The sequence below is a fragment of the Streptomyces sp. NBC_00872 genome (assembly GCF_045161915.1).
Lineage (GTDB): Bacteria > Actinomycetota > Actinomycetes > Streptomycetales > Streptomycetaceae > Streptomyces.
This window is the reverse complement of sequence record NZ_CP108806.1, coordinates 4102866-4119420: the sequence shown is the minus strand read 5'-3', so window position 1 is coordinate 4119420 and position 16555 is coordinate 4102866. Positions and strand designations below refer to the sequence as shown.

Sequence of the window (16555 nt, the reverse complement as noted above, 5' to 3'; positions counted from 1 at the left end):
GACGCCTTACGCGCGCTGCCGTCGCGGCGCCGAGGGCGGAAGGGCCCGGTCGTACGGGTGGACGGGGCGTACGACGGTCCGTGCGTACGGGGCGGTCCGCGCGTACGGGACGGTCCGGCCGTACGGGCGGGGGCCGGGCGGGACGGTCCGGTCGTACGGGCGGAACGATCCGACCGGCGGAACGCGTTGAGGGACAGGGGAGCGACAGGGGTGCGTATGACACGAACGGACAGGACCTACGGCGATTCGGTCACGGAGGTCGCCGTCACCACCGACGGGCTGCCCGACTGGCTCACACCCGTCGAGCGCGCCGCGCAGACCGTGGCGCCCGAGCAGCTCAGCCGCTTTCTGCCGCCGGCGAGCGGCGACGGACGGCAGTCCGCCGTCCTCGTCCTCTTCGGTGAGGGCCCCCAGGGCCCTGAGCTGCTGCTGATGGAGCGGGCCAGCAGCCTGCGCTCGCATCCTGGCCAGCCCTCGTTCCCCGGTGGCTCTCTCGACCCCGAGGACGGCGATCCCGCCACCACGGGGCCACTGCGGGCGGCGCTGCGCGAGGCCGAGGAGGAGACCGGTCTCGATCCGTCGGGGGTCCAGCTCTTCGGCGTGCTGCCGAGGCTCTACATCCCGGTGAGCGGCTTTGTGGTGACGCCGGTCCTCGGCTGGTGGCGCACCCCCACCCCGGTCGGCGTCGTCGACCCCGCCGAGACGGCCCGTGTCTTCACCGTGCCCGTGGCGGATCTCACGGATCCGGCCAACCGCGCGACCGCCCACCACCCCAGCGGACATCACGGCCCGGCCTTTCTGGTGGGATCTGCCCTGGTCTGGGGTTTTACCGCCGGAGTGATCGACCGGATTCTGCATTTCGCGGGATGGGAGCGTCCATGGGACCGGTCGAAGCAGGTCCCGCTGGACTGGCGCGCATGACAGGCTGACCCTCAAGCTGTGCCCTTCCGGGGGCGGTGACCCTTCCGGGGCTCTGTGACCGTGGCGATTTCCGCCACCGGCCGCGGGGCCCTTGCGCTGACCGGGCCACCGGTGTGCTGCCGGGCCTCGGCCGGGCGGCGGTCGGGGGTCCGTACGCCGGAGGGGCGGCAGCCCGCACCGCCGGCCGGGCGGTGCGACCGAGACGTATCTGCGAGGCTAGCGAGGCTATTGACGGTGAACGTGCTGGACATCCTGCTGCTGCTCGCCGCCGTATGGTTCGCGATCGTCGGATACCGCCAGGGATTCGTCGTCGGCATCCTGTCGGTGATCGGCTTTCTCGGCGGTGGTCTCGTCGCGGTCTATCTGCTCCCCGTGGTCTGGGGCAGGCTCACGGCGGACTCGGAGGTCTCGACCACGGCCGCCGTCGTGGCCGTCGTCATAGTGATCGTCTGTGCCTCCGTCGGCCAGGCCTTCACCACCCACCTCGGCAACAAGCTGCGCCGTCACATCACGTGGTCGCCCGCCCGCGCCCTGGACGCCACCGGCGGCGCGCTGGTCAATGTCGTGGCCATGCTGCTGGTCGCCTGGCTGATCGGTTCGGCCCTCGCCGGGACGTCACTGCCGACGCTCGGCAAGGAGGTCCGCGGCTCCAAGGTGCTGCTCGGGGTCTCCCGGGTGGTGCCCACGCAGGCGTCGGCATGGTTCACGGACTTCTCCTCCGTACTGGCGCAGAACGGCTTCCCGCAGGTCTTCAGCCCCTTCGACAACGAGCCCATCACCGAGGTCCGGCCCCCGGATCCGGCGCTCGCCGGCAGCCCGGTCGCGGCCCGTGCCCAGAGCTCGATAGTGAAGGTCGTCGGTACGGCGCCGAGCTGCGGCAAGGTCCTCGAAGGCTCCGGTTTCGTCTTCGCCGACCGCCGGGTCATGACCAACGCGCATGTCGTCGGCGGCGTGGAGGAGCCCACGGTCCAGATAGGCGGTCAGGGGCGGCTGTACGACGCCAAGGTCGTCCTCTACGACTGGCAGCGCGACATCGCCGTACTGGACGTGCCGAACCTTCCGGCGACACCCCTTGAGTTCACCGACGCGGACGCGGTGAGCGGCGACGGCGCGATCGTCGCGGGCTTCCCGGAGAACGGCGCGTACGACGTGCGCTCCGCGCGCGTGCGCGGCCGTATCAACGCCAACGGCCCGGACATCTACCGCCGCGGCGAGGTGCGGCGCGATGTCTACTCGCTGTTCGCGACCGTACGGCAGGGCAATTCCGGAGGCCCGCTCCTCACCCCGGAGGGCAAGGTGTACGGAGTCATCTTCGCCAGGTCGCTCGATGACCCGCAGACCGGCTACGCCCTGACGGCCGATGAGATCCGCGACGACATCACGCTCGGCAGGACCGCCAACCAGCAGGTCGACACCGACCAGTGCGCGCTGTAGGCATCAGCTTCCGGGGTTCCGGGCTCCAGGTCTGTCCGCCCGGACAGACCTGGAGCCCCCTCGTCCGACCTGTTTAGCCGCGTTGATGGCGGAGCCGGGCGGAAACCCAGCGTGCCCTGCGGCGGAGAATCAGGGAAATGCCGAGGCGCGCATCATGCCCCTGACCTTCCTGGCCGCCCCCTTTGTGGGTGATCGGCCCAGCGGCCGAGCGGCGGTTGCGTGCGGCGTCACCGTAGTCGTGCGTCCAGCCCATACCCCGACGTCTGCCCCTGCCCCATGGTCGGTAACCGTACGCGAGAGGGCCAATTGGCCTATGCGCGAGGCAATTGGCTGTTCGTAGGACAAGCGTTCAGAGGGTGACCATATCGGCGCAGTGAATCAGTCGTCCGGGTTACGTCTTCGATCCCCGTCCGCGGTCCCTGCCGGCAGCCCCTGTCAGGGGTCCCTGGCTTCGGCCCCCGCCAGCGGTCCGGCCGGCCGTCTCCTAGCGGTCCGGCCAGCGGTCCGGCCAGCGGTTCGGCCGGCCGTCTCCTAGCGGTCCGGCCAGCGGTTCGGCTAGCGGTCCGGCTCGGGATCCTTGAGCCAGTTGATGAGCTCCGCGGAGAACGCCGCCGGGTCCTCTTCATGGGGAAAGTGCCCGAGCCCATCGAACAGCCGCCACCTGTAGGGCGCTTCCACATACTCGGCCGATCCCGCCGTACTCCGCGTCCTCATCGCCGGGTCGAGCGACCCGTGCAACTGGAGCGTGGGCACCCGCACCGGCCGCTTCATCCGCCGGTTGAACTGAATGCCGTCGGGCCGTGCCATCGACCGCACCATCCAGCGGTACGGCTCGATCGAGCAGTGCGCCGTCGAGGGGATGGTCATCGCGCGCCGGTAGACGTCGATCGCCTTGTCGTCGGGGAGCGCGGGCCCGGACCAGTCCCGGATCAGCCGGCCCACCAGCGCCGCGTCGTCCGCGACGAGCTGACGCTCCGGCAGCCACGGCCGCTGGAAGCCCCAGATATAGGAACCGGCCCGGCTCTGCGCGAAGTCGGAGAGCATCGCCGAGCGCCAGCGGCGCGGGTGCGGCATTGAGGAGACCGCGAGCCTGCGTACCAGCTTGGGCCGCATCACGGCCGCGGTCCAGGCGAGATAGCCGCCCAGGTCGTGCCCGACGAGCGCGGCGTCGGGCTCACCGAGGGAGCGCACCACACCGGTGATGTCGAGGGCCAGATTGGCGGGGTCGTACCCCCGGGGCGTACGGTCGCTGCCGCCCACGCCCCGCAAGTCCATGGCCACCGCGCGGTAGCCGGCGTCCGCGAGCGCCGTGAGCTGATGCCGCCAGGTCCACCAGAACTGCGGAAAGCCATGCAACAGCAGTACCAGCGGTCCCTCGCCCAACTCCGCGATATGGAAGCGGGCACCATTGGCCGCCACATCCCTGTGTGTCCAGGGACCAGTAAGACGGACGGCAGAGGTCGGCGACGTACCGGAGAGCGGCGTTGCGCCGGAGGGCGACGTCGAGCTGGCGGAGGACGTCGAACCGGGGTGATCAGACGCACCAGAGGCACCAGAAACACCGGAAGCACCAGAAGTCGCAGAAGTCGCAGGCGAGCCGTGGGCCTTGCCCGGGTCGGAATCAGCGGCGGTCATGCAGACGAGCGTGCCACAGACTTGACGCGCTTCCCCACCGTGCGCGGGTGAGGCTTGACATTCCCGAGCACGGCGGCCGTCTCCTTGGCCGAGGCGATCGACTTCTCCGGCGGCTTGACCTTCTTGAACTTCAGCAGCGCGAGCCCGGCGGCCAGTGCGGCGAGCACCAGAAACGCTCCGCCGACGATCAGGAACGACCAGGCGAGACCGAGCCCCAGATTATGGATCCCGTACGCGGCGGCGAAGCTCAGCACCGGCAGTGAGAACAGGGCGAAGACGCCCGCGATGGTGATGGCGGCACCGCCCATCGCACCGCGCTTCACATCCTGTCGGAGCTCGGCCTTGGCCAGGGCGATCTCGTCGTGCACCAGCGCGGACATCTCGGCGGTCGCCGAGGCGACCAGTTGACCGATACTGCGGTCGGTACTGACGGGCTGGACCACGGTGCCGGTCCGGACAGCGTCGGCGACTTGCGTGCCGGGGTCGCTCATCGGTGACTCCCTCTTCTCGCTTCTCCGCCACGGACTTCTCCGCCGCGGATCCGATGTCCGATCATGCCGGACTGTCGCCCTTATCGCGCGCCGCCCCCGCGTGTTCAGCCAGCCGACGGTGCTCCGCGGCCTTCGCCTCGTAGAGCGCGGCCATCCGCAGGTGGTACGCCGGATCGTCCTGTTCGTAGATGTCGGGGATGCCGTCCAGATCCTCGTCCCGCTCCTCGTCCTCGTACAGCGCGCGATAGGTCCGCACCCGCAGCTTGAGCAGAATGCCGGATATGACGGCGGCGATCAGCGAACCGGTCAGTACGGCCGCCTTCACCTCGTCGGTGAGCGCCGGGTCGGACGAGAAGGCCAGCTCGCCGATGAGCAGCGAGACCGTGAAGCCGATCCCGGCGAGCGAGGCGAGGGCGAAGACATCGGGCCAGGCCAGGTCGTCGTTCAGCTCGGCCCTGGTGAAGCGCACCGCCAGCCAGGTACCGCCGAAGATACCGACCGTCTTGCCGACCACCAGCCCCAGCACGACACCGAGGGTCTCCGGCCGGTGGAAGACCTCACCGAGCGCCCCGCCGGAGACCGGGACGCCCGCGGAGAACAGGGCGAACAAGGGCACGGCCAGACCGGCCGAGACAGGGCGTACGCGATGCTCGATGTACTCGCCCGGGGAGTGCTCCTCGCCTTCGTCCTTGTGGCAGCGCAGCATCAGCCCCATCGCGACACCGGCGATGGTCGCGTGCACGCCGCTGTTGTACATCAGCCCCCAGATGACCAGGGCCAGCGGGACATATACGTACCAGCCCCGCACCCCCTTCCGCAGCAGCAGCCAGAAGACGACGAGGGCGACGACGGCGGCGCCGAACGCCACGAAGTTCAGATCGCTGGTGAAGAAGACGGCGATGATCAGGATCGCGAACAGATCGTCGACGACGGCGAGAGTGAGCAGGAAGGCGCGCAGCGCGGAGGGGAGCGAGGTGCCGATGACCGCGAGAACGGCGAGCGCGAACGCGATATCGGTGGCCACGGGTACGGCCCAGCCGTCCCATGACCCGCCGCCGACCGCGTTGACCAGCACATAGACCAGCGCCGGTACGGCCATACCGGACAGCGCGGCGATCACGGGGAGCGCGGCGGCTCTGGGATCGCGCAGTTCCCCCGCGACAAGCTCACGCTTGAGCTCGATACCGGCGACAAAGAAGAAGACGGCGAGCAGCCCGTCGGCGGCCCAGTGCTCCACGGAGAGGTCGAGGCCGAGCGCGCCGGGTCCGAGATGGAAGTCGCGTACGGATTCGTAGCTCCCGCTCAACGGGGTGTTCGCCCAGATCAGGGCGGCGACGGCGGCGACGAGCAACAGTACGCCGCCGACGGTCTCGGTGCGCAGCGCGTCCGCGAGATAGTTCCGCTCGGGCAGTGACAGGCGTCCGAGGAACTTACGGGTGGTGGCCGTGGGCGCTGGCACGGGTGAAGACCTCCGGGGCGGTTCGGCGGACATGACGGATCACATGCCGACCAGACTTCCCGGCGCACCCAGAATCTTGCTGTGTTGTTGTCGCGACGCCCACCTTACCGGGGTGCGCAGGGGACGTATCAGGTGATCTTCACTTTATGCGTGGACCGGGGCGAGCACCGGTCGGGACAGACGCCCGGCGGGGCGCCGGGCACGCGCTGTGCCTGACGCCCCGCTCCGGATGACTTCGCTCAGTCCTCGCTGGACGCGCTGGGCAACTGGCTCTGGATCAGATCCATGACGGAGGAGTCGGTGAGGGTGGTGACATCTCCGAGCGCGCGGTTCTCCGCGATATCGCGCAGCAGCCGCCGCATGATCTTGCCGGAGCGGGTCTTGGGAAGTTCCGCGACGGGCAGGATCCGCTTGGGCTTGGCGATCGGGCCGAGCGTGGTGCTGACGTGATTGCGCAGTTCGGCGACGAGCCCGTCGTCGACGGTGGCGCTGCCGCGCAGGATGACGAAGGCGACGATGGCCTGGCCGGTGGTCTCGTCGGCGGCGCCGACGACAGCGGCCTCGGCGACCTTGGGGTGCGAGACGAGCGCGGACTCGACCTCGGTGGTGGAGATGTTGTGCCCCGAGACCAGCATGACGTCGTCGACACGGCCGAGCAGCCAGATATCGCCGTCGTCGTCCTTCTTGGCACCGTCCCCGGCGAAGTACTTGCCCTCGAAGCGTGACCAGTAGGTGTCGATGAACCGCTGGTCGTCGCCCCAGATCGTACGGAGCATGGAGGGCCACGGCGCGGTCAGGACGAGATAGCCGCCGCCTCCGTCGGGCACCTCGTTGGCCTCGTCGTCGACGACCGTGGCGGAGATACCGGGCAGGGCGCGCTGGGCGGAGCCGGGCTTGGTCTCGGTGACACCGGGGAGCGGGGAGATCATCATGGCGCCGGTCTCGGTCTGCCACCAGGTGTCCACGATGGGCGTCTTGCCGGCGCCGATGTTCTCCCGGTACCAGATCCAGGCCTCGGGGTTGATCGGTTCGCCGACCGAGCCCAGCACACGCAGGGAGGTCAGGTCGAATTTGGCGGGGATGTCGTCGCCCCACTTCATGAACGTACGGATCGCCGTGGGCGCCGTGTAGAGGATCGTCACCCCGTACTTCTGGATGATCTCCCAGAAGCGGCCCTGATGGGGGGTGTCGGGGGTGCCTTCGTACATGACCTGGGTGGCGCCGTTGGCGAGCGGACCGTAGACGATGTACGAGTGGCCCGTCACCCAGCCGATGTCGGCGGTGCACCAGTACACGTCCGACTCGGGCTTGAGGTCGAAGACCGCGTGGTGGGTGTAGGCGGCCTGGGTGAGATAGCCGCCCGAGGTGTGCAGGATGCCCTTCGGCTTCCCCGTCGTGCCCGAGGTGTAGAGGATGAACAGCGGGTGCTCCGCGCCGAACGCCTGAGGGGCGTGCTCTGTGGACTGCCGGCCGACGATGTCGTGCCACCACACATCGCGGCTGTCGTCGAAGGCCGTGTCCTGGCCCGTGCGCCGTACCACCAGCACATGCTCGACCTGCGGACACTTGGTCACGGCCTCGTCGATGGCGGGCTTGAGCGCGCTCGGCTTGCCCCGGCGGTAACCGCCGTCGGCCGTGATGACCAGCTTGGCGTCGGCGTCCTGGATACGGGAGGCGACGGCGTCGGCGGAGAAGCCGCCGAAGACCACCGAGTGCGCGGCCCCGATCCGCGCACAGGCCAGCATCGCGACGGCGGCCTCGGGGATCATCGGCAGATAGACCGCGACCCGGTCGCCCTTGCGCACACCCAGCTCGGTGAGGGCGTTGGCGGCCTGGGACACCTCGTCCTTCAGCTCCGCGTAGGTGATCGCGCGGCTGTCGCCCGGCTCGCCCTCGAAGTGGATCGCGACCCGGTCACCGTGGCCGGCCTCCACATGGCGGTCGACGCAGTTGTAGGCGACATTCAGCTCACCGTCCGCGAACCACTTCGCGAACGGCGGATTCGACCAGTCGAGCGTCTCGGTCGGCTCGGTGACCCAGGTGAGCCGCCTCGCCTGCTCGGCCCAGAAGCCAAGCCTGTCCGCCTCGGCCCGCTCGTACGCCTCCGCCGTCACATTGGCGTGCGCGGCCAGCTCGACGGGCGGCGCGAACCGCCGCTCCTCCTTGAGCAGATTGGCCAGGCTTTCGTTGCTCACGACATCTCCCTTTCCCAGGGCGTCCTATGTGTCCCGGGCCTAGCTCATCAGGCGGATGCCCGGGTGACAAGGGTGTTCCGGAAATTGGTTTAGACCTATGTGTCAGGCCCCTGTGTGGCGCCAGCCCCGGTACGGTCTCCCGTACGCCGGTGGGTGGCCCTCCTCCCCCGGGCGGGTGGGTGGGGGAAGGGGGCCACACACTCTCACGGATGCGGCGGGGGAAGGGTTCAGGCGCGCGACTCCTCCAGCGCGGTCGGTGCCACCGGGTTGAAGACCTTTTCGCCGACTCCGCCGCTCCCGGCGCCGGTCGCCAGCAGATAGGCCTGGGCCTCGCCGACATGGAAGTACATCCCATGCAGCTCCAGTGTGCCGTCGGCCAGTCTGCGAGCCACCGATTCATGGGCCCGCAGATGCTCCAGCTGCTGGACGACATTGGTGAGACAGAGCTGCTCGATCGCGTCCGCCGGCAGCCGTCCGGAGATCCTGGCCCAGGAGTGGCTCCGGCTCCTCATCCGCTCCAGGCTGGGCAGACCGTGGCGCAGCCAGCGGCGCAGCGGTGTCGCGGGCTCGCCGTCGGCGGCCCGGGGCGCGTCGTCCAGCAGGGCCTGCATCGCCCCGCACCCCGAGTGTCCGCAGATGGTGATGGAGTCCACCCGCAGCACATCGACCGCGTACTCGATCGCGGCGGCCACCGACTCGTCCCCACCGTCCGTACCCGGCAGCGGTACGAGATTGCCCACGTTCCGCACGGTGAAGAGATCGCCTGGACCACTTGATGTGATCATGCTGGTGACCAGCCGGGAGTCGGCGCAGGTGAGGAAGAGCTGAGACGGCCGCTGCCCCTCGCGCGCCAGCCGTGCCAGCTCTTCGCGCACCAGCGGAGCGGTGTTCCGCTGGAAGGAGCTGAGCCCGCTGGCCAGTTGGAGAATGCTGGACGTACGCCCGCTTCCTCCGGGACTTCCCCGTCCGGAGCCGGTACGCGCCTCATGCGCCTCGCCCGGCTGCAGAACACTGTCGGAACCGGAACACAGAGGGCGGCCATACCCGTCCCCTGGCCGGCATCCCCCGGACCCCGTGCCGCCGGATTCCGTGGCACTGGATTCCGTGGCACTGGATGCGGTGGCACCGGATCCCGCGCTGTCGAATCCCGTACCACCGGACTGCACCTCGCCGGGCTCCGTACCGCCGGCCCCGCCGGTGGCCAGGAGCTCCGTACCCATGGTTCCCATGCCGGACTCCCCCGCTCCGGACAGGCGGCCCCCCGTATATACCGGGACCGCCTGCTCCACGGTCGTCTGCTCCACGGCCGTCCATCCCGCGCCGGTGTGTCCAGCTCCGGTGTGTCCGGCGGCAGTTTGTCCAGCGCCTGTGTGTCCAGCGCCTGTGTGTCCAGCGCCTGTGTGTCCGGCGGCGACGCACGCCGCGGTGGCCCGCTCCGCGTCGGGATGCCCGTCGCAGTGGTGATTGCGCCAGGGGGTCCAGGGACGGCAGCAGGCATGGAACTCACTCGTGGAGTCCGCGATCCGGTCGCCACCCCGGCCGGTGAACTCTGCCGTGCCGCCCCGGGCGATATGCGCGGCCCGCCAGTCGTGCAGTGTCTCGTGGGCCGCGTGATCCATGAAGGACCCGTCCAACTCGACGACACAGTCCGCGCCCTGCGGCACCTGATGCAGCATCCGGCTGAGCCTCGGCACGGCCAGGAACGTCAACTGGCCGCGCGCGTGCACGCGATGGACCCCGCTCCGCTCCTCCGTGGTGATCCGCGTCCTGGTCAGCCGGTGCAGCGAGACCGCGACCGCCACCCCGATCCCGATGACGACGCCTTCCAGCACCCCGGTGAGCACGACGGCGGTCAGTGTGACGACATACACCAGCAGCTCGCGATTCCGTCTCACGTTGCGCATATGCGTGAGATTCACCATCTGGACCCCGACGAACATCACCAGCGCGGCCAGCGCCGCCAGCGGGATCAGATCCAGCACAGGCACCAGCAGCAGAGCCGCGACCGCGATCCACAGGCCGTGCAGCATCGCGGAGTTCCTGCTGACACCGCCCGCGGCCACATTGGCGGCACTGCGCACGGCGACGCCCGTGATGGGCAGTCCGCCGAGCGCGCCGGAGACGAGATTCCCCGCGCCCTGTCCGGCCAGCTCCCGGTCGAGCCGGGCCCGGGGGATCTGGACGGCCGGCTCCTTGCGGGCGGCCACCAGCTTGTCCACGGCGACCGCGGAGAGCAGGGACTCGACGCTGCCGACCAGGGTGACCGTGAGGACGGCGGCGAGCAGCCCGAGCACGGGTCCCTCGGGAAGCTCGGGCAGGGCATGGCTTCTCCAGGAGGGCAGATCGACACGCTCCAGTCGGATTCCGGCGAGGGCGGCCAGGGTGGTCGCGACGGCCACTGCCGCGAGCGCGGCCGGGAGCTTCCGTACACCCCGGCCCACACGCCCCGGAATCCGCGGCCATACGAGCAGCACCGCGATGGTCAGAATGCTCACGGAGAGCGCGCCGGGATGCAGATTTGCCAACTGGGCGGGCAGCCCCAGCACATTGTCGACGGCGGAACTCTGGGGTGAACCGCCGAGCACGATATGGAGCTGGGCCAGGGCGATCGTGACACCGATGCCCCCGAGCATGCCGTGCACGATCGCCGGGCTGACGGCGAGCGCGGACCGGGCGACCCGCAGCGCCGCGAGAACGAGCTGTGCGAGCCCGGCGCAGATGGTGATGGCGCAGGTGGTGCGCCAGCCGTACCGCTGGATCAGATCGGCCGTGACGACGGTGAGCCCGGCGGCCGGACCACTGACCTGGAGCGGTGCCCCGCCCAGCCGGCCGACGACCAGACCGCCGACCGCCGCGGCCACCAGCCCCGCCTGGAGCGGTGCGCCCGTGGCGAGCGCGATGCCCAGGGAGAGCGGCAGCGCGATCAGAAAGACGGAGATCGAAGCGGAGAGGTCCGCCCCGGCGATCCGGAAGCCACCGCCGTCCGGAGGTGGGTCGTGCGGCCTCCGGAAGCGTGCGATGCGAGGGAACCGGGCCGTGGGCTGGGCGCGGCTCGTCCGAGAGCTCTGATCGGTACGAGAGATGACACACGTGGACATATTTTCCGTCTCCTCCGGGGCGGCGCGGACGCGGCCATGGGGCGCTGCCGAGAGGCATGGCATGCGGCATGGGAATGCGCAGCTCAACTCTCGGTAAACGAATCGTAATGGAGAGTAAAGATTGTGGCAGGACTTTCCGGGCAAATGGCGCAATCATTCACCTGTCCTGGTGATTAGTGATCTTGTACGGCTTGTCGTTTCTTCATTTCTTCAGCCTTGATGCGACGGTGTCCGCGCTCGGCGCCGTGCCGGCAGTCGCCGCTCGGCACTTCGGTACTGAAACCTGAAGGAAGAGGGTGGGCGGATGCTGGCCGCCACAAAGAGAACCGCCTTCGGCGCCGCCGTCACGGCGCTCGCCGTCGGCGTTGCCGGATGCTCCGGATCGGGCGGGGACGGAGCCCGGGCGCGGGCCCCCGAAGCCAAGAAGGGGCCCGCCGCCCCCAAGGCCGTGGTCAAGCTCATCGGTGACGGCTCGACCGCGTTCACCGGTGCCCAGCCGAACCTGGCGAAGCCCGAGCGGCTCAAACCGGGTGAGAAGCCCCCGCAGTTCGTGGTGTTCTCGTGGGACGGCGCCGGCGAGGACAGCCAGAAGCTCTTCTCCCACTTCCGAGAGCTGAGCAAGAAGTACAAAATGACCATGACGTACTTCCTGAGCGGCGTCTATCTGCTGCCCGAGGAGAAGGCGGAGAAGTACCGGCCGCCCCAGCACTCGGCGGGCAGCTCGGACATCGGTTTCAACGACGTCAAGGGGATCAAGGCCACCCTGCGGGAGCTGCGCGCCGCCTGGCAGGAAGGCAATGAGATCGGCACCCACTTCAACGGCCATTTCTGCGGCGACGACGGCGGCGTCGGCACCTGGTCCGTCGACGAGTGGAAGAGCGAGATCAACCAGGCCAAGTCCTTTGTGAAGAATTGGAAGACCAACGCGGGACTGAAGAGCGAGGCCCCCCTGCCGTTCGACTACGACAAGGAGATGATCGGCGCCCGCACACCCTGCCTGGAAGGGCAGAAGAACATGATGAAGGCGGCCCGGACGATGGGCTTCCGTTATGACTCCAGCGGGATCAGCAACCAGGTCTGGCCCAAGAAGACCGAGGGCATGTGGGACGTCCCCCTTCAGCTCGTCCCCGTGCCGGGGCGTGACTTCGAGACCCTCTCGATGGACTACAACTTCATGTACAACCAGTCGGGAACGGTCCACGGCGACCCGTCGCAGCACACGTACTGGGGCAACCAGATGCGTGACGGCCTGCTCCAGGCCTTCGACCGCGCCTACAAGGGCAACCGCGCCCCGCTGATCATCGGCAACCACTTCGAGTCCTGGAACGGCGGCACCTACATGCGCGCCGTCGAGGAGACGATCAAGAAGGTCTGTGTGCAGAAGGACGTACGGTGTGTGTCCTTCCGTCAACTCGCCGACTGGCTGGACGTACAGGACCCGGCGCACCTGGCCAAGCTGCGCGGTCTCCGTGTCGGTCAGGCGCCCAAGGGTGGCTGGGAGAAGTTCCTGCCCACGGCGGCGGCGGGCTCGAAGGCCTCCGCGAGCCCGTCGTCCCAGCCGTCCGCCCACTCCGGCAAGCACTGACCGGGCAAGCGCCGAGCATGCGAGCACTGACCGTACAAGCGCTGACCGGGCAGGCGCCGGCCGCGTAGGCACTGGCGGGGGCAGGTGCCGGCCGGGGAAGTGCCGACCGCGACCCGCCCGGCCCCGGCCCCGGCCGTGCGGGCCGGGGCTGGACCTCATGACGGGATGACAGGTGCGGCGCCCAGCGACAGCGCCGCGCCGCTCTTTGGGTGCCGCCACTTTGAAGACACGGCGAAGACACGCCCTAGGACGGCTGACGTACGGCCAGGGTCTCGTTGAGCACGAAGGCGGGATCGACCTGGGCTGCCAGGTCGACGCCTGTCTTCGCGTTGCCCCAGCTCTGCGCGTTCTTGAGATGGAAGTGGACCATCTGCTGTGTGTACCGCTCCCAGTCGCGGCGCTCGTACGAATCCTCCGCCGCGTCCTGGAGCGTCTGGAGCGCACAGCGGTTGTCCGCCTCCAGCAGATCGAACGGGCGCGGTCGGCCCTTCTCCATCGCCCGGACCCAGTCCGAGTGGCCCACCGCGATGAGCAGATCGTCGCCCACCTCCGTACGGAGGAAGTCCAGATCGTCCTCGCTCTGGATCTTGTTGCCGACGACCGCCAGCGAGACACCAAAGTCCCGTGCGTACTCCTTGTACTGGCGGTAGACGGAGACACCCTTGCGCGTCGGCTCGGCCACCAGGAACGTCAGGTCGAACCGGGTGAACATCCCGGAGGCGAAGGAGTCCGAACCGGCCGTCATGTCGACGACCACATACTCCTCGGGGCCGTCGATGAGATGGTTGAGGCACAGTTCCACCGCGCCGACCTTGGAGTGGTAGCAGGCCACCCCGAGATCGGACTCGGCGAACGGGCCGGTGGCCATCAGCCGGATCTCGCCGCCGTCGAGCGCGAGGGACCGGGCGCAGGCCTCGTACACCGGGTTGTTCTCGCCGACCCGGAGGAGCCGCGATCCCTCACCGGGCGGAGTGGTCTTGATCATGGCGTCGGCGGAGGCGATCCGTGGATTGCTGCCGCGCAGATAGTCCTTGATCAGCGGAAGGTGCGCCCCCATCGCGGGCAGCGCGGCGGCCTCCGCCTCGTCGAGGCCGAGCGCGACCCCGAGATGCTGGTTGATATCGGCGTCCACCGCGATGACGGGGGCCTCGTTGGCGGTCAGATGGCGGATGAAGAGCGAGGACAGCGTCGTCTTGCCGCTGCCGCCCTTGCCCACGAAAGCGATCTTCATGTTCACGTAGGGTAGTCGAGGACTTGCTCAAGGTGATGGTTTCGTGCGGGGAAGACCACTCCAAGGTGGGGTGCATGGCATGGGCGTAGCCTCCCTACTTATGAGTACGACAGCCTCTGACGGCTTTTTCGCGCCGCGGCCGGAGGATCCCCTTGCCGCGCTGGCCGCCCTGCCGGGAGTCCCCGAGGCGGTGGATTCCGTACGCCGAGCGGTGGACCGTGTCTACAGCCACCGTGTGATGCGCCGCCGCAGTGACGAGGTCACCTCGGAAGCGGCTCTGCGCGCGGCGCGTGGTTCCGCGGCGCTGTCCGGCGCCGACTGGGCGCTCGAAGAGGTGCGCAGGCGCAGTGACTTCAGCTCCGGTGCCGAGGCCCGTACGGTCGGCGCGGCCCTGCGGTTGAACGCGGAGGCCGGTCAACTCCTTTCCATCTGGGTGCAGTCGCCGCTGCGCGTGCTGGCCAGGCTGCATCTGGTGGCCGCGGGCGGCTCCGGCGTCCCGGACGGAACGGTGGGCCGGCCCCGGCTGGCGGGCGAGCCGGTCGTGGAGATGCCCGGTAGCGACATGACCGGGCCGCCGGCCGAGGCCCCGCTGCCCGGCGCGGACGAGGTGGCGGGACGGCTGGACGGGCTGTCGGCGCTGATCATCGCGGCCAGTACCGCGCCGGCGCTGGTGACGGCCGCGGTGGTGCACGGCGAACTGCTCGCGCTGCGCCCCTTCGGTTCGTACAACGGTCTGGTGGCACGGGCCGCCGAGCGGGTGGTGCTCATTGGCAGCGGTCTGGACCCCAAATCGGTCTGCCCGGCGGAGGTCGGACACGCGGAGCTGGGACGTGCGGCGTACGCGGCCGCCTTTGACGGTTATCTCTCGGGCACCCCGGACGGCATGGCGGCGTGGATCACCCACTGCGGACGCGCGGTGGAGCTGGGTGTCCGGGAATCGACGGCCGTCTGTGAGGCGCTCCAGCGAGGCGCGGCCTGATCTGTCCCGACAGGGCTGCGGCGGCACCGTCATGGCGCCGCCGCTGGCATGTCCACCGAGTTACCAGGCGTCCTCGTTGTGTTGCCCATCAGGTCGGGTGCTTTGCCCGTCACCTGGTGTGGCTGGCCCGTAATCGACGGGTCGACGTCGCGTGGGTTCCCGGTGTCCATGCTTCGGTCCGTGGGGCCTTATGCGTTAACTGGTGATCCTCTCGGATGTCCTTGGTCTCGCGGGCCGTTGAATCCTTTCTACTCCTGCGCGGAGCAATGCGAAACCCTTGGCTTTACTTCTTTACTTTTAGCTTCAAACAAGGATGAAACGGTCATGCGTGTGACGGTTTCCGGCGAGGTGGTTGATCGGGGCGATTTCCGCTCGGACGCGATGGCCGCCGCCCACGCGCGGTTGACCGGTCACGCGAGGGTGGACTGGCGGCGCCGGCTGGCGTACCAGACCAGCCCGGCTGTCGCTGCCGCCGCGCCCACGGCCGCCGCCGCTACCAGTGCCGGGCGGGGCGGCATGGAGAAGGCGGGCAGTCGCTGCTTGAGCCGGACGGGCCGGTTGAAGACGAGAACCGGCCAATCCCGAGCCAGTGCCTCACGGCGTAGCGCGCGGTCCGGGTTGACCGCGTACGGGTGGCCGACCGACTGGAGCATCGGCACGTCGGTGATGGAATCGCTGTACGCGTAACAGCGGGACAGGTCGTACCCCTCGGACTCGGCGAGTGCCTTGATCGCCTCGGCCTTGGTCGGGCCGTACGCGTAGTACTCCACCTCGCCCGTGAAACAGCCGTCGTCACCGACGACCATCCGGGTGGCCACCACCCGGTCGGCTCCGAGCAGCTCGCCGATGGGCTCGACGACCTCCGCGCCGGAGGTGGAGACGATCACCACATCGCGGCCCGCGATGTGATGGTCCTCGATGAGGGAGGCGGCCTCGTCGTAGATGATCGGGTCGATCAGGTCGTGCAGTGTCTCGGCGACGATCTCTTTGACCTGCTGGACGTTCCAGCCTTTGCAGAGCGCGGAGAGGTACTCCCGCATCCGTTCCATCTGGTCGTGATCGGCGCCTCCCGCGAGGAAGACGAACTGCGCGTATGCGGTGCGCAGTACGGCGCGGCGGTTGATCAGACCGCCTTGGTAGAAGGACTTGCTGAAGGTCAGCGTCGATGACTTCGCAATGACCGTCTTGTCCAGGTCAAAGAAGGCTGCTGTGCGCGGCAAGGAGTGGTTTTCCACGACGCCGAGCATATGCGCCCACCATTCGGCGTAAGCTCGGGCGCGTGGGTTTGCCTGAGAAGGCTGTCGGGTACACCATGGAAGTCACGGATCGTTCGCGACCGTGCTAACCCGGTCCGGCTCCTCCCCCCCCGAGTCGGCCGTGGGGACGACCCCCGCTCTCCCCCCCGGCGGGGGTCGTCGCATGTCCGGACGCGTTTTGGGCTCTCCAGCACGCCGTCCCCCTCTCCTCGATGGCTCTGTGCGGCGGCCTCTCCCCATGTATATGCGTCACTGTGCGTAGCCGATGCGC

The 16555-nt window shown here is 69.0% G+C and carries 12 protein-coding genes; 4 read left to right on the top strand and 8 right to left on the bottom strand.

Annotated elements, in window-relative coordinates; translation table 11 throughout:
- Window positions 1–216: 216 nt before the first annotated feature.
- Together OG214_RS17585 and OG214_RS17580 are read left to right on the top strand one after the other, a co-directional pair.
- Complete coding sequence (locus OG214_RS17585) at window positions 217–921, top strand: CoA pyrophosphatase (protein WP_365903565.1); 705 nt, start codon at window positions 217–219, stop codon at window positions 919–921.
- 234 nt (window positions 922–1155) lie between these two features.
- Window positions 1156–2355 (top strand): MarP family serine protease, encoded by a 1200-nt coding sequence (locus OG214_RS17580; RefSeq protein WP_363083736.1) that lies wholly within the window; start codon window positions 1156–1158, stop codon window positions 2353–2355.
- A 73-nt stretch (window positions 2356–2428) separates the two neighbouring features.
- Here the strand turns inward: OG214_RS17580 and OG214_RS17575 are convergent, their stop codons facing one another.
- From OG214_RS17575 to OG214_RS17550, 6 genes are all read right to left on the bottom strand, one after another.
- On the bottom strand, window positions 2429–2608 hold the full coding sequence (locus tag OG214_RS17575) for a hypothetical protein (protein ID WP_363084722.1): 180 nt from the start codon (window positions 2606–2608) through the stop codon (window positions 2429–2431).
- A gap of 302 nt (window positions 2609–2910) precedes the next feature.
- A complete protein-coding gene (locus OG214_RS17570; protein ID WP_405985239.1) occupies window positions 2911–3990 on the bottom strand; it encodes an alpha/beta fold hydrolase in 1080 nt (359 codons plus the stop codon).
- Window positions 3987–4481, bottom strand: a complete 495-nt coding sequence (locus tag OG214_RS17565) for a phage holin family protein (protein WP_363084724.1) — start codon at window positions 4479–4481, stop codon at window positions 3987–3989. Before OG214_RS17565 ends, OG214_RS17570 begins: the two co-directional genes overlap by 4 nt.
- 61 nt (window positions 4482–4542) lie before the next feature.
- On the bottom strand, window positions 4543–5940 hold the full coding sequence (gene nhaA, locus OG214_RS17560; RefSeq protein WP_405985238.1) for a Na+/H+ antiporter NhaA: 1398 nt from the start codon (window positions 5938–5940) through the stop codon (window positions 4543–4545).
- Between the two features lie 239 nt (window positions 5941–6179).
- On the bottom strand, window positions 6180–8135 hold the full coding sequence (acs, locus tag OG214_RS17555) for an acetate--CoA ligase (RefSeq protein WP_363084726.1): 1956 nt from the start codon (window positions 8133–8135) through the stop codon (window positions 6180–6182).
- 227 nt (window positions 8136–8362) lie between these two features.
- A complete protein-coding gene (locus tag OG214_RS17550) occupies window positions 8363–11233 on the bottom strand; it encodes a bifunctional SulP family inorganic anion transporter/carbonic anhydrase (protein ID WP_405985237.1) in 2871 nt (956 codons plus the stop codon).
- Between the two features lie 304 nt (window positions 11234–11537).
- Here OG214_RS17550 and OG214_RS17545 point away from each other — a divergent pair, with 304 nt between their 5' ends.
- Window positions 11538–12818, top strand: a complete 1281-nt coding sequence (locus OG214_RS17545; RefSeq protein ID WP_382854246.1) for a hypothetical protein — start codon at window positions 11538–11540, stop codon at window positions 12816–12818.
- A gap of 244 nt (window positions 12819–13062) precedes the next feature.
- Here the strand turns inward: OG214_RS17545 and OG214_RS17540 are convergent, their stop codons facing one another.
- A complete protein-coding gene (locus tag OG214_RS17540) occupies window positions 13063–14049 on the bottom strand; it encodes an ATP-binding protein (protein WP_365903558.1) in 987 nt (328 codons plus the stop codon).
- A 100-nt stretch (window positions 14050–14149) separates the two neighbouring features.
- Between OG214_RS17540 and OG214_RS17535 the strand changes: the two genes are divergently transcribed.
- Entirely contained in the window at window positions 14150–15028 is an 879-nt protein-coding gene (locus tag OG214_RS17535; protein ID WP_405985236.1) for an oxidoreductase, read from the top strand.
- Between the two features lie 410 nt (window positions 15029–15438).
- Here the strand turns inward: OG214_RS17535 and OG214_RS17530 are convergent, their stop codons facing one another.
- A complete protein-coding gene (locus tag OG214_RS17530; protein ID WP_365903556.1) occupies window positions 15439–16275 on the bottom strand; it encodes an HAD-IB family hydrolase in 837 nt (278 codons plus the stop codon).
- Between the last annotated feature and the right edge of the window lie 280 nt (window positions 16276–16555).

Coding starts and splice junctions, on each gene's coding strand:
- OG214_RS17585 (WP_365903565.1), top strand. CDS start 217: ATGACACGAACGGACAGGACCTACGGCGATTCGGTCACGGAGGTCGCC.
- OG214_RS17575 (WP_363084722.1), bottom strand. CDS start 2,608: ATGGGCTGGACGCACGACTACGGTGACGCCGCACGCAACCGCCGCTCG.
- OG214_RS17570 (WP_405985239.1), bottom strand. CDS start 3,990: ATGACCGCCGCTGATTCCGACCCGGGCAAGGCCCACGGCTCGCCTGCG.
- OG214_RS17565 (WP_363084724.1), bottom strand. CDS start 4,481: ATGAGCGACCCCGGCACGCAAGTCGCCGACGCTGTCCGGACCGGCACC.
- OG214_RS17550 (WP_405985237.1), bottom strand. CDS start 11,233: ATGTCCACGTGTGTCATCTCTCGTACCGATCAGAGCTCTCGGACGAGC.
- OG214_RS17545 (WP_382854246.1), top strand. CDS start 11,538: ATGCTGGCCGCCACAAAGAGAACCGCCTTCGGCGCCGCCGTCACGGCG.
- OG214_RS17540 (WP_365903558.1), bottom strand. CDS start 14,049: ATGAAGATCGCTTTCGTGGGCAAGGGCGGCAGCGGCAAGACGACGCTG.
- OG214_RS17535 (WP_405985236.1), top strand. CDS start 14,150: ATGAGTACGACAGCCTCTGACGGCTTTTTCGCGCCGCGGCCGGAGGAT.
- OG214_RS17530 (WP_365903556.1), bottom strand. CDS start 16,275: ATGCTCGGCGTCGTGGAAAACCACTCCTTGCCGCGCACAGCAGCCTTC.